The 13,909-nt window shown below is 66.6% G+C and carries 8 protein-coding genes and 1 riboswitch; of the genes, 5 read left to right on the top strand and 3 right to left on the bottom strand.

What is annotated here, in order from left to right:
- The first annotated feature begins 6 nt into the window (after positions 1-6).
- The 4 genes from cysD (at position 7) to LJ725_RS06760 (ending at position 6,473) form a co-directional block, all read left to right on the top strand.
- Positions 7-972 carry a sulfate adenylyltransferase subunit CysD gene (gene cysD, locus LJ725_RS06775; RefSeq protein WP_230549876.1) on the top strand — a complete coding sequence of 322 codons (966 nt, stop codon included), beginning with the start codon at positions 7-9 and terminating at the stop codon, positions 970-972.
- On the top strand, positions 972-2,852 hold the full coding sequence (gene cysN, locus LJ725_RS06770; protein WP_230549875.1) for a sulfate adenylyltransferase subunit CysN: 1,881 nt from the start codon (positions 972-974) through the stop codon (positions 2,850-2,852). Before cysD ends, cysN begins: the two co-directional genes overlap by 1 nt.
- 175 nt (positions 2,853-3,027) lie before the next feature.
- Positions 3,028-4,200 carry a cupin domain-containing protein gene (locus tag LJ725_RS06765; RefSeq protein WP_230549874.1) on the top strand — a complete coding sequence of 391 codons (1,173 nt, stop codon included), beginning with the start codon at positions 3,028-3,030 and terminating at the stop codon, positions 4,198-4,200.
- Between the two features lie 75 nt (positions 4,201-4,275).
- Positions 4,276-4,474: riboswitch (cobalamin riboswitch) on the top strand.
- A gap of 82 nt (positions 4,475-4,556) precedes the next feature.
- Complete coding sequence (locus tag LJ725_RS06760; RefSeq protein WP_230549873.1) at positions 4,557-6,473, top strand: TonB-dependent receptor plug domain-containing protein; 1,917 nt, start codon at positions 4,557-4,559, stop codon at positions 6,471-6,473.
- A 45-nt stretch (positions 6,474-6,518) separates the two neighbouring features.
- Here LJ725_RS06760 and LJ725_RS06755 read toward each other — a convergent pair whose 3' ends face one another.
- On the bottom strand, positions 6,519-8,660 hold the full coding sequence (locus LJ725_RS06755) for a TonB-dependent receptor (protein WP_230549872.1): 2,142 nt from the start codon (positions 8,658-8,660) through the stop codon (positions 6,519-6,521).
- A 51-nt stretch (positions 8,661-8,711) separates the two neighbouring features.
- Here LJ725_RS06755 and nikR point away from each other — a divergent pair, with 51 nt between their 5' ends.
- The gene (gene nikR, locus LJ725_RS06750) at positions 8,712-9,170 is read left to right on the top strand and encodes a nickel-responsive transcriptional regulator NikR (protein ID WP_230549871.1); all 459 of its coding nucleotides are present in this window, start codon (positions 8,712-8,714) and stop codon (positions 9,168-9,170) included.
- Between the two features lie 26 nt (positions 9,171-9,196).
- Here the strand turns inward: nikR and LJ725_RS06745 are convergent, their stop codons facing one another.
- Both LJ725_RS06745 and LJ725_RS06740 read right to left on the bottom strand, forming a co-directional pair.
- A complete protein-coding gene (locus LJ725_RS06745; protein ID WP_230549870.1) occupies positions 9,197-10,732 on the bottom strand; it encodes an efflux transporter outer membrane subunit in 1,536 nt (511 codons plus the stop codon).
- Positions 10,733-10,748: 16 nt separating this feature from the next.
- Positions 10,749-13,904 (bottom strand): efflux RND transporter permease subunit, encoded by a 3,156-nt coding sequence (locus LJ725_RS06740; RefSeq protein ID WP_230549869.1) that lies wholly within the window; start codon positions 13,902-13,904, stop codon positions 10,749-10,751.
- Between the last annotated feature and the right edge of the window lie 5 nt (positions 13,905-13,909).

Genomic DNA, 13,909 nt, shown 5'->3' with positions numbered 1-13,909 from the left:
TGTTCGATGAGCCCGCCCGCCGCTGCGCAAGCCCCAAAGATCACGCCGTCCGGCGATGCCGTCCGTCGATCCAGCCTGTCGCCGCATCTGCAGCGCCTGGAGGACGAGGCCATCCACATCCTGCGCGAGGTCGTGGCCGAGTATCGAAAGCCCGTGATGCTCTACTCGGTGGGCAAGGATTCGAGCGTCATGCTCCACCTGGCGCTCAAGGCTTTCTATCCTGCGCCGCCGCCGTTCCCCTTCCTGCACATCGCCTCGGGCTGGGACTTCCAGGCGGTGCTCCGGCATCGCGACCGCATCGCCGCGGCCTACGGCCTCGATCTGCTCGTTCATTCCAACGAGGCGGCGGCGCGAGCCGGCGTCAATCCGTTCGACACCGAGACCGGCGAGTATTCGCGCCTGATGCTGACCGAGGCGTTGAAGGATGCGCTCGACCTGCACGGGTTCGACGCGGCATTCGGCGGCGGCCGGCGCGACGAGGAGAAGGCGCGCGCCAAGGAGCGCATCTTCTCCCTGCGCGCCTCGGGCCATGTCTGGGATCCCCGCAACCAGCGGCCTGAACTGTGGCGGCTGTTCAACACGCGGCTGTCGCCCGGCGACACGATGCGCGTGTTCCCTCTCAGCAACTGGACCGAACTCGACGTCTGGACCTACATCCAGGCCGAATCGATCCCCATCGTGCCGCTCTATCTCGCGGCGGAGCGCATGGTCGTCGAACGCGACGGCGCCCTGATCGCCGTCGACGACGAGCGCATGCGCTTTCAGGAGGGCGAGAACACGGTCAAGCGCCGGGTCCGCTTCCGCACCCTGGGCTGCTGGCCGCTGACCGGCGCGATCGCCTCCGCGGCGACGGACGTTCGCGGCGTGATCGCCGAGCTGCTCGACGCACGTTCGTCCGAACGCCAAGGGCGCCTGGTCGACGCCGCCTCGCAGGCCTCGATGGAACGCAAGAAGAGAGAGGGATACTTCTGATGCCCGACGCGCTTGCTCCCCCCGCCAACGACGCTCTACCGCTGCAGACACGAAGCGAGCTGCGCTTCCTCACCTGCGGCTCTGTCGACGATGGCAAGTCGACCCTGATCGGCCGGCTCATCAGCGATACGAGCGGATTGCACGACGACCAGATCGACGCGTTGCGCGACGACTCACGCCGCTTCGGCACGACCGAGGACGAGTTCGACTTCGCGCTTCTGCTCGACGGGCTGGAAGCGGAGCGCGAGCAGGGCATAACCATCGACGTCGCCTATCGCTTCTTCGCGACACCGCGGCGCGCCTTCGTCGTGGCCGATACGCCCGGCCACCAGCAGTACACGCGCAACATGGCGACGGGCGCATCTAACGCCGAACTGGCGATCCTCCTGGTCGACGCCCGAAAGGGACTGGTCGAGCAGACGCGGCGCCACGCCGCGATCGTCTCACTGCTGGGAATCCGCCACATCGTCCTGGCAGTGAACAAGATCGACCTCGTCGACTACGCGGAGGCGCGCTTTCGCGAAATCGAGGCGGCATTCGCGGCCTTTGCAACACCACTCGGCTTTCATTCGGTCGTTGCCATCCCGCTCTCAGCGCGCCGCGGCGACAACGTCGCCGCCGCCAGCCCGCGCACACCCTGGTATGCCGGGCCGCCCCTGCTGGCGCATCTCGAGACGGTGGAGACTGGCCTCGATGCCGCCGAGGCGCCGCTTCGCTTTCCCGTCCAGTGGGTCAACCGCCCCAACGGCGATTTTCGCGGCTTTGCCGGAACGGTCTCCTCGGGCCGCGTCGCGGTGGGCGATCCGGTCGTGGTGGCCGGCTCGGGGCGGACCAGCCGGGTTGCCCGCATCGTGAGCTTAGGCGGCGACCTGCCCGCGGTCTCCGCAGGCCGGTCCGTGACCCTCACTCTGACAGACGAGGTCGATCTCGTGCGCGGCGACGTGATCGTCGATCCGCGGCGGCGACCGACCGTCTCGCGTCGCTTCGCCGCCGACCTCGTGTGGATGGACGATGCGCCGGTGACGGCGGGCAAGCGGTTCCTCCTGAAGATCGGGACCGCGACCGTGCCGGCCACGGTTGCTCGCGTGGCCGATACGCTCAACGTCGAATCGCTTCGCCGCGACCCCGCCGATCGTCTCGACCTCAACGCCATCGGACGGGTCGAGATCGAGGTCGCCCAGCCGGTCGCCTTCGATTCCTATGCCGAAAATCGGCACACCGGCGCCTTCATCCTGATCGACCGCTCGACGTTGCGCACCGCGGCGGCGGGCATGGTGAGCGAGGGGTTCGACGCTGCCCGTGACGTGCATCGCCATGCCGAGACCGTGACGCCCGCCGCACGGGCCGGGCTCAAGGCGCAGGAGCCGGTCGTCGTGTGGCTGACGGGTCTTCCGGGATCGGGCAAGTCGACCATCGCCAACATCGTCGAAAGCAGGCTGATCGCGCTGGGGCGCCACACCATGCTGCTCGATGGCGACAATCTCCGGCAGGGGCTGAACGCCGATCTCGGCTTCGACGCGGCAGCGCGCTCGGAGAACGTGCGCCGGGTGGGCGAGGTCGCCAAGTTGATGGCCGATGCGGGCCTGATCGTCATCGTGGCTCTGGTCTCGCCGTTCCAGGCCGATCGCACACGCGCCGCGGCGCTGTTGCCGGAAGGACGCTTTCTCGAGATCCACGTCGATGCACCGGCCGACCTGTGCCGTCAGCGCGATCCCAAGGGCCTCTACGCCCAGGCGGACGCAGGCAAGCTGATGAACCTGACAGGCCGCGACCAGCGATACGAACCGCCGCAGGATCCGGCCCTCGTTCTGCGGACCGGCGAACTGTCGCCCGAACAGGCAGCAGACCGCGTCGTTTCACTCGTGCTGGAAAAGGTCTGAAGACAAAACCGTCCATGTTGCATTGCACACAATGCTCGCGGCAATTGTAGGGTTGGATGAGACCAAGTCCCCGGACAGGGCGACAAAGCGGCATTTCCGCTTGCAGACCCTTTCGCTGCAACGCACAATTCTCATGTTGCATCGCAAAGTAGTTGCACGGGAAAGCGAGAGCGGCATGACCAGCACGGACCTGAAGAATACTAGGCGGGCACCGGCCGACTTCAAGTGGCCGGGACTCACCCATCCCGCCGGCGAGCCCATCCGACTCAATCGAGGGGATTTCGTCGCCGTCGATCGCGACCGGGAGGCGACCTACGATGCGATCTATCGTCCGCAGGCGCTCTATAACGTCGCGACCCACGGTCTGCGCGCCAACAACGACGCCTTCCTGCTGCAGGAGGTCGCGACCAATCTGCCGATCCATCGCCAGGACACCGGGCCCACCGACTTCCACATGCATCTGCCGCCGGGAGGCTTCCAGTTCGTCCTGGTGACGTCGGGCATGTTCACCTTCGACTATGACGGGAAGATCCACTATGTCGGCCCCGGCGCCGTGATCATGCAGAGCGCGATCGTGCATCGTCAGCTCTTCTACACATGGTCGGGCCTGCCCACCGACAAGAACCTGAAGACGCCGCAGACGGCCGTGCCCGATGCGCTCTCGATGGGCTATTCCGGCAAGTTCCTCGAAGCCTTCATCACCGAACCGGCGACCTTTCCCAACCCGACCGTCGTGGCGGCGGACCGGATCGTCGAGGCCGACACGTCGCGCACCGCCTGGGCCCATCCGGTGCACGATCGTCCGATCGATGCGTGCTTCTGGTATCAGGACCCGCTGGCGCTGAACGCACTCTATCGTCCGCTCGTGGAGGATCTGCCGGGCGGCCCGGTCAAGTCGCCTTCGCCGATCTTCGTGCGCGACCTCGAGATCGAGAGCCCCAGCGGACATCTCGCCGTGGGCCACATCATCGCCACCGACCCCACCGGGCAATCGCTCCTTCCCAAGAGTTCGACCGGCCGCGCCTCTGTCGCCGATCTCGCGAAGGGCGAAGTCGCGGTCTATCGGGTCATTCGCGGAACCGCGGCCTTCAAGGATCGCGTGGGCAAGCTGCTGGAACTGTCCGCGGGCGATACGGTGACGGCGGGCGGACAGGCGATCGAGTTGGTTGCGATGGGCGAGAACACGCAGGTGCTGCGGATGGGGCTGCTGAAGGGGATCGACAACCTGCGGAAGTGGACGCCCACGCAGCGCGACGAGATCGATGGGCTGGCCGGGCAGATCATCACGGCGCAAGAATTGCGCCCTCTGCGCACCGACGGGCCGCCGGTCGGCTATCTCTACGAGTAGCGCCGTCTTTCGCCCTGAAGGGCTTGCCGCCGCGCCACATTGCGGCGGAATCTTGACGTTCTACAGACGCGAAGGGATAATATCGCTATTGCCGGTCCTCCCTAACAGGAGGCCAAGAGGGAACGCCGTGATGTCCGTCCGGACAAATCGGCGGCTGTACCCGCAGCTGTGAGCGGTTAGCGACTGTCCAACAAGCCACTGAACTTCGGTTCGGGAAGGCGGGCAGGCGCAGCGACCCGCGAGCCAGAAGACCTGCCGGCGATAGCGTCGCTCTTCCGATGGACGGGATGTTCCAACGGGACGGTCAACCGAGCGGTGACGCGCTGTTTGCGTGGCTGCTTTTGGGAGACCGTCTGATGACGCCGTTTCGTCGTATCGCCTTGTTCTTTTCTCTGCTGGCCCCGTCGGCTGCGCTCGCGCAGACCGAGCCGGCAGGGATGATGCCCACCACGGTCGTGACCGCCGACCGTTTCCCGACCGATCCCGACAAGGTGACGTCGAGCTACACCGTCGTGATGCAGGAGGAGATGCAGCGTCGTCAGCTGCGCACCGCAGGCGAGGTGCTGAAGACCGTTCCCGGCGTCTCCGTCCAGCAGTCGGGCGGTCCCGGCGGCCAGACTTCGGTCTTCGTGCGCGGCTCCAACTCCAATCAAGTGCTGGTGCTGGTCGACGGCATCACCGTCAACGATCCGTCGAGCCCCAATGGCGCGCCCGACTTCGCCCACCTGCTGACCGAGAACCTCGACCGCATCGAGGTCGTGCGCGGCCCGATGTCGACGATGTACGGCAGCCAGGCGATCGGCGGCGTCATCAACCTGGTCACCAAGGCGGGCAAGGGGCCGATGAACGGCGCGGCGTTCACCGAGCTGGGCACCCGCCTGCAGAGCAACAGCGGCGCCTACGTGCGCGGCAGCGAGGGCAAGTTCAACTACAACCTGACCTTTGCCGGCACGTTCAGCCCCAACGACACGCCGGTACCCGCACGCTTCACGCCGAACGGCGGCTTCGTCGACATCGATCCCTATCGCAACATCACGCTGGCGGCGCGTCTCGGCTACGAGATCAGCGATAACACCCAGTTCAACTTCTTCGCCCGCTACATCGACACCAAGCTGAACTACGACCAGGTCGGCCAGGAAGACCCGATGGCCAACGGCTACACCTCGCAGTTCTACACGCGCGGCGAGATCGAGGGCAGCTACTTCGATGGTCGCTGGAAGCCCGTCGTCGGCATCAACTACACCACCATCACACGGCACGATCTCGACTATGCCAGTCCGCAGAACCTGCTTCCCAACAACCTCGACAGCTGGTTCAACGGGCGCCGCCTTCAGGCGGATTTCAAGAACCTGATCACGCTCAGCGAGCAGGTCGAGTTCGTGGGCGGCGTCGATTACGACCGGCAGTGGGCCTACAGCAACACGATCGGTTCCTTCACGCCGTTTACCCAGGCGTGGGGAACGATGGCCCAGACCGGTCTCTACGGTCAGCTTCGGCTCAATCCGTTCGAGGGCTTCAACCTCAACGTCGGCGGCCGAATCGACATGAACGACACGTTCGGCAACGTCGGCACATGGCGCGCCGGCGCCTCCTACCTGTGGGCGCCGACCGATACCAAGATCAAGGCGTCGTACGGCACGGCGTTCAAGGCGCCGTCGCTTTTCGAACTCTATGGCCCCGGCCCGTTCTGCGGCGGCAACATCAACCTGAAGCCCGAGTACAGTCGCGGCTACGAGGTCGGGGTCGAGCAGGGCCTGTTCGATCGCAAGGTGAAGGCGGGCATCACCTACTTCTTCAACACCTATCAGAACCTCATCCAGTGCGCGCCGCCGACCTTCACCCTGATGCAGAACGTCGCCAACGCGCAGAGCGAGGGCTTCGAGACCTTCATCCAGATCAGCCCGGTGAAGTGGTTCGACCTGTACTTCGACTACACGCAGACCATCGCGCGGAACGTCGACGGCAACGCGCCGCTGGTGCGCCGGCCGGGCGACATCTTCAACATCCGCGCCCAGTTCCGGCCATGGGAGAACACGCTGTTCGGCATCGGCGTCCTGCAGGTCAACAGCCGATACGACAACAGCGCCACGACCGGTACGCTGGTGATCCCGTCGCCGTACACGCTGGTGCGCATCACCGCGCAGTGGGACGTGATCCCGTCGGTCCAGCTCTTCGCCCGCGCCGAGAATGTCCTGAACCAGGTCTATGAGGAGCCCGAAGGCTTCCAGGCGCCGTACTTCCAGGCTTTCTTCGGTGTGAAGGCGAGGTTCTGACGGGCGCGTCCCTCGCTCTTTCCCGGACGGGAGAGAGCGAGAGGATCAGAAGGCCTTGGCGACCGTGAACCGCACCATCAGCGGTTCGACGGGATGGAAGTGCCGGTCGGCGACGCCGGCCGGCCCTTCGTTCGGCAGGCGCGACGTGTAGTAGTAGTCGATCTGGCTGGCCTGCGTGTTGAACAGGTTGAAGCCGTCGACCTGCAGCTTCAGCCCGCTCTCGAACACGTAGCCCAGGCGCGCGTTGAAGATCGAGGTCGGGTCGGAGTAGACGCTGCCGTCCTCGACCAGCGGGCGGGCACCGAAGTAGCGCCAGCGCAGGGCGCCGAACCAGCCGGTGTCACCGCCGAGGGTCATGCCGGCCGAGGCGATGAAGGCCGGGGCACCGGGAATGAAGTCGCCGAACGCGCTGGGGTCGGTGAAGCGCGCCTGCGTGTAGGCGAGGTCGAGGTCGAACATCGCCCACGGCAGCGGCCGGTACTGGTTGGTCCATTCGACGCCGATGCGGCGGCTGGGGCGGCTCGCCTCGGTCGTGCCGGCGTCGCCCACGAACAGCAGCTCGGAATCGAAGTCGAGCACGAACACCGCCAGCGCCGAATCGAGGCCCCGGATCGCCTGTGTGCGCACGCCGACCTCGGCGCCGCGGGAGCGTACCAGCAGCGGCACCGAGGCGACGGGCGTGGTCTTGTCACCCGGATCGACGGTGATGGTCGCACCGCGCAGATCGTTGCTGTGATAGCCGAGGCCCGCATTGAGGAAAAACTCGGTCCTGTCGAACGGCCCGAAGATGAGGCTGGCCTTGGGGCTGGCCAGGAAGGCCGAGACGTTGCCGGAGTTCGCGGCGGTATCGGAGGCGACGGAGCCCATGAACCAGTCGCCGCGAATGCCCACAATCGAGCGCAGCCAGTCGTTCCACTGCAGCGTGTTTTTGGCATAGACCGCGAGGCTGGTCTCGTTCACCCGGTCGTAGCGGATCGTGTTGAAGGCCGTGCGCTGCACCGTGTTGAACAGGCCGACGCCGATGTTGTCGTAGCGGATCTGCGTGCCGACCGTGGTCTCGGAGGCGAATCCCGCCAGGGTGTGGCGCATCAGGTGGCTGGCGTTCAGCCCGACAATCATGCGCTTGTCGGTTTGCTGGAACTGGTCGCCGTTGGTCGGATCGTCGAGGAAATAGGTGAAGTTGTTGTAGAGATTGAGCGTCGAGTAGATGCCGTAGGCTTCGATCTTCGAGGCGGTGCGCTCGTCGCTGCGGCTCCAGCGCATCGACAGCGAATAGCGCTGGGTGTCGCCGCCGTCGGTCTGGTCGACCGCGCCATAGCGTCCGAGGCTGCCGTCGAGCACGGCGCGCGCCGGGATCTGGTCGGTCGAATGCCAGGAATTGGTGTAGGCCAGCGCCGTGATCGCGAAGCCGTTGGCTGTGTCGCCCTCGGCATAGCGCAGGAAGGCGTTGAACTTCTTGAGGTCGTCGCCAACCTGCCAGGGGCCGTTGTAGGTCACGATCTCGCCTGCTGCGGTCAGCGTGCCGTGGCCCGCCGCCATCGAGCCGGCCGCCAGCGCGCGCCAGTAGCCGAAGCTGCCGCCGGTCGCCACCACCACGGCATTCTCCAGTCGGTTGGCGTAGGACAGGCGCAGCGAGCCTGCCGAGGCGAAATCGCTTTCCTCGGCATAGTAGGGGCCCTTCTTGATGGTCATCTGCTCGACCAACTCGGGGATCAGGAAATTGAGATCGGCATAGCCCTGGCCGTGCCCGTGCGTGCGCATGTTGATCGGCATGCCATCCAGCCAGATGGCGAGATCGGTGCCGTGATCGAGGTTCATGCCCCGCAGGAAGTACTGGTTGGCCTTTCCTTCGCCGCTGTGCTGCGACACGATCAAGCCCGGCACCGCCTCGAGCATCTCGCCCGGGCGGGAGATCGGTCGGGTGTTCAGCGTTTCTCCCGAGACGCGGCGCTCGCTGGCGGAATCGGTCGGCTCGGCTTCGAGGATGCGCGGCGCGGTTACGGTGATGGCGGGAAGGGCGGTCGAGGCGCCGGTGTAGCCTTGGGCGGTCGGCGCCGCGGTCGGGTTAGGTGCCGCCGGATCGACGGGGCCCTGTCCAGGCGCCAGCGGGGCGGGTTCGGGCTGGGCGCCGGCCACGACCGGCCAGGCGAGAGCGACGGCGGCCCAGAGGAGAGTTTTCGTATGCACTATTTATATGTTCTGCATACTTCGTGCCGGCGCGGCAAGGGGAGGAATTGAATGCAGCGTGTGACCCTGTCGGTCGACGACGATCTGCTGGCGACGCTGGATCGCCACATGAAGAAGCATCGCTATGCGAGCCGCTCCGAGGCGTTGCGCGACATCCTGCGCGAGGCCGCCGCGCGCGAGACGCTGGCGGAGGGCAAATCCGGCAAGGACGAGGGCTTCTGCATCGCCACGCTGGCTTATGTGTACGACCACGAGACGCGCGATCTCGGCCGCCGGCTCACCCAGGCGCAGCACAGGCACCACGACCTGCAGGTGGCGACCATGCACGTGCATCTCGACCACGACTCCTGCCTCGAGGTCTCGGTGCTGCGCGGGCCGGTGAAGGAGGTGCGCGCCATGGCTGACGATACGGTCAGCCAGCGCGGCGTCCGCCACGGTCAGCTCCATCTGGTGCCGGCCGAGCGGAAGCTCGAGAAGCATCGCCACGGCCATGAGCACCTGCACGCCTGAGCGCGCAGCGCTGCGCCGCCGGGTACCTACCGGCCGGCGCGCGGCAGCTTGATGTCCTGGATCGGCGGCAGCGAGAAACGCGACGGCTCGCCCATCGATTTCGGATCGACGTCGCGGCGGTTCCACCAGCCGCCGCCCAGCGCCTGGAACAGCGCCGCCGTGTCGGAATAACGCGTGGCCTGCGCCCGCAGACGGTTGATCACCGCGGTCTGGTAGGTCTGCTGGGCATTCAGCAGGATCAGGTAATTCACGCCACCCAGCTGGTACTGCTGCTCGGCCAGCCGCAGGCTCGCCGCGGCCGTCTGCTCGGCGGCGACCTGCACGCGCAGCGCCTCGGCATCGATCTGCAGGGAGCGCAGCGCGTTGGCGACGTCCTGGAATGCCGACAGCACGACGCCGCGATATTGCGCGGCGGCGCGCTCATAGGCTGCAATGGCCGCCTTGCGCTGGCTGTCGAGCCGGCCGCCGTCGAACAGGGTCTGCGCGATGCCGAGGCCGACGCTCCAGATGCCGGAGCCCGGCACGAACAGCGAGCTGATGCCGGCCGAGGTGAGCCCGAGTGCGGCGGTGATGGTGAACTGCGGCATCTGGTTGGCGACGGCGACGCCGATGTCGGCGCTGGCGGCGCGCAGCTGCGCCTCGGCCGCGCGCACGTCAGGCCGTTGCTCGACGAGCTGCGAGGGAAGGCTGACAGGCAACTCGGTCGGCAGTTTCAGCTTCGCGAGATCGAAAGTCTCGCCGCGATCCTGGTCGGGCGACCGTCCGAGCAAGCGCATGAGCTGGTTGCGCTGGAGGGCAAGCTGCTTCTGCAGCGGCGGCAGGGTCGCCTCAATCTGCGCCAGGATCGCTTCCTGCGCCAGAACGTCGGCGGCGGAGGCGCCCCCCAGGTCGAGCTGCAGCCGCACGACCCGCAGCGAATCGCCGACGATGCGGATGATGTCGCGCGTCGCGTCGATCTGAGCCTGCAACGAGGCCACGTTGATGGCCGCCACCACGACGTTGGCACTGAGCGACAGGTAGGCCGCCTCGAGTTCGAAACGCTGAAACTCCGCGAGCGCGGCCCGGGACTCGACCGCGCGCCGCACGCCGCCAAACACGTCGGGTGAATAGGCGATATTCAGAGATCCCGACGTGACGCCGTACATCGTGGCGTCGCCGGTCATCCCGCTCGCCGCCGCTGACGCGAGTTGCTGCTGGCCGAGCGCGTTGGCGCTCAAGGTCGGGAACAGGCTTCCCTGCTGGGCGAACAGAAGCTGGCGCGACTGGCGGAGCGCGGCCTGTGCGGCCTCGATGTCGGGATTGGCGCGCAGTGCCTCCTTGACCAGGACATCGAGTTGCGGCGACTGGAAAAGGGTCCACCATTCGCCGGGAATGTCCATTTCGGGCACGAAAGTCTGCGCGGCACCGCCGGGCCCCGGCGCGGCGGTGGTCTGCAGCGCGAGCGGTTCGGCGGTGTAGCGGGTCGCACTCGGCCGGTCGGGCCGCTCGAAGTCGGGACCGGCGGAGCAGCCGATCATGACACTGGTGGACAACGCCGCGACGAAGGGCGGGCACAGACGCATGGCGGGGCTTTCCCGTCTAGTTTTGGGGGGCGGGGGCTGCCGGTTCGGCGGCAACCGGCGGAGCGGAGTCTTTCTTCTCCGTCTTGCGGCCCAGCACGCGCTGTACCACGACGAAGAAGACGGGCACCATGAGCAGCGCCAGGATCACGACCGCGATCATGCCGCCCATCACGCCTGAGCCCAGCGCCTGCTGGCTCTTGCCACCGGCGCCGGTGGCGATCGCCATCGGCAGCACGCCGCAGACGAAGGCGAGGCCGGTCATCAGGATCGGCCGGAAGCGCAGCTTGCACGCTTCCAGCGTCGCCTCGATCAGCGGCTTGCCGCGGCTGGTCAGGTCCTTGGCGAACTCGATGATCAGGATCGCGTCCTTGGCGGCGAGACCGATGATGGTGATGAGGCCGACGGTGAAGTAGACGTCGTTCGACAGGCCGCGCAGGTTCGCCGCGATCACGGCGCCCGTCATGCCGAGCGGCACCGTGAGCAGCACCGCGATCGGGATCGTCCAGCTCTCGTAGAGCGCTGCCAGGCAGAGGAAGACGATCAGCGCCGACAAGGCCAGCAGGAACGGGGCCTGCGAGCCCGAGAGCTTCTCCTGCAGCGACTGGCCCGTCCATTCGTAGCCGAAGCCGCGCGGCAGCTGGGAGGCGAGCTTCTCCATCTCCGCCAGCGCATCGCCGCTGGTGTAGCCCGGCCGCGCCTCGCCGCTGATGCGCACCGACGGGTAGTAGTTGAAACCGATGATCTGGGTCGGCCCCTTGGCCCATTCGACGGTCGCGAAGGACGAGAAGGGCACGAGCTGTCCGCGGTTGTTCTTGACGTAATAGGACAGCAGGTCGTCGGCGCGCATGCGGCCCGCCGCATCGCTCTGAACGATGACGCGCTGCATGCGCCCGCGGTTGGGGAAGTCGTTGACGTAGTTGGAGCCGAGGTTGGTGGAGATCGTGTTGTTGATGTCCTCGAAGGTGACGCCGAAGGCCATCGCCTTCTCGCGGTCGATCAGCAGGTTCACCAGCGGACCCTCTGGCAGGCCCTCGACATAGACGTTGCGCAGCACCGGGCTGGCGTTGGCCGCCTTGACGAGTTGCTCGCTGGCCGCGGTGAGCGCCGCGTAGCCCTTCTGGGAGCGATCCTGCAGACGGAAGCTGAAGCCGCTCGAATTGCCGAGATTGTCGATCGGCGGGGGTTGCAGCGCCGAGACCTCGGCATCCCGGATCGACGCCAGGTCGCGGTTGATGTCGGCCACGAGCGCGGCGGCCGACTGGTCCGGGCCGCGCTTGGACCAATCCTCGAGGGTGATGAAGGCCTGCGCCGTGTTCATGCCCTGGCCGAGGAAGCTATAGCCGGTGAGGAACGTGACGTCCTTGATGCCGGGCTTCTGGGTCAGGTAGCGCTCGACGGCCTCGACCGCGGCCTCGGTGCGGTTATAGGAGGCTTCCGCCGGTGTCTGCACGTCGGTGGTGATGAAGCCCTGGTCGTCGATCGGCAGGAAGCCGCCGGGCAGGCGCACCAGCGCCCAGCCGAGGCAGATCAGCAGCGCGGCATAGATCGCCATCAGCCGCCCAGTGCGCTTCAGCGACCAGGCGACGACGCCGGTGTAGCGGTCGCGTACCCTGTCGAGGCTGCGGTTGAACAGGCCGAAGAAGCCGCGCTTGGCGTGCCCGTGCCCGGCCGGGATCGGCTTCAGCAGGGTGGCGCAGAGGGCGGGTGTCAGCGAGAGCGCCATCAGGGCGGAGAAGCCGACCGCCGCCACCATCGTCACCGAGAACTGGCGGTAGATGATGCCGACCGAGCCGGGGAAGAAGGCCATCGGCAGGAAGACCGCGATCAGCACCAGGGTGATGCCGACGATGGCGCCGGTGATCTGCGACATCGCCTTGCGCGTCGCCTCCTTGGGCGACAGTCCTTCCTCGGACATGATGCGCTCGACGTTCTCGACCACGACGATGGCATCGTCGACCAGGATGCCGATCGCCAGAACCATGGCGAACAGCGTCAGCATGTTGATCGAGTAGCCCGCGGCCAGCAGCACCGAGCAGGCGCCGAGCAGGGCCACCGGCACGACGATGGTCGGGATGATGGTGTAGCGGATGTTCTGCAGGAACAGGAACATCACGATGAAGACCAGCACCACCGCCTCGATGAGGGTCATGATGACCTTCTGGATCGACGCCTTGACCACCGGGGTGATGTTGTAGGGAATCTGGTAGGTGATGTTGGCCGGGAAGAAGCGCGAGAGCTCCTTCATCTTGGCCTCGACCGCGCTGGCGGTGGCCAGCGCGTTGCCGGTCGGGGCCAGCAGCACCGACAGGCCGGCGGTCGGCTTGCCGTTCAGCCGCGTGGTGAACTGGTAGCCCATGCCGCCGACCTCGACCCGCGCGACGTCGCGCAGGCGCACGGTCGAGCCGTCGGGGTTGGCGCGCAACACGATCGCGCCGAACTCTTCGGGCGTGCCGAGCTGGCCCTTGACCAGCACGAGCGCCGAGACCTTCTGATCCTCGTTGCTCGGTTCCGCGCCGACGCTGCCCGAGGCGACCTGGGCATTCTGCGCGGTGATGGCGGCATTCACGTCGTCGGCGGTGAGGTTGTAGCCGACCAGCTTGGCCGGATCGATCCAGACCCGCAGCGCGCGCTCGGTCGAATAGAGGGTGGCGCGGCCGACGCCGGGAATGCGGCGGATCTCGCCCAGCACGTTGCGCACCAGGAAATCGCCGAGGCCCACCTCGTCGAGGCTGCCGTCGGTCGAGCTGAGCGTGATGATCTGGAGCACCGCGCTGGAGGCTTCCTCGATCAGGATGCCCTGCTGCATGACCGCGCGCGGCAGGCGGGATTCGACGCGCTTGATGCGGTTCTGGACCTCCACCGAGGCCATCGCGGGATCGGTGCCCGGCTGGAAGTTGGCGATGATCTCGACCTGGCCCAGCGAATCGGAGGCCGATTCGAAACTCAGGATGCCGGAGGCGCCGTTCAGTTCCTCCTCGATGAGGCGCGTCACCGAGTTGTAGAGGTTCTGCGGCGACGCACCGGGATAGGAGGTGCTGATCGAGATCGAGGGCGGCGCGATGATCGGATACTGTGCGATCGCCAGAAGCGGGATCGAGATCAGGCCGATCAGGCACACGAAGAGAGCGACGACCCAGGCGAAAATCGGCCGGTCGATGAAAAAGCTGGCCATCGGGT

This window comes from Reyranella aquatilis, assembly GCF_020880995.1.
In the GTDB taxonomy this organism is placed as follows: Bacteria; Pseudomonadota; Alphaproteobacteria; order Reyranellales; family Reyranellaceae; genus Reyranella; species Reyranella aquatilis.
This window is presented reverse-complemented; position numbering and strand designations above follow the sequence as displayed.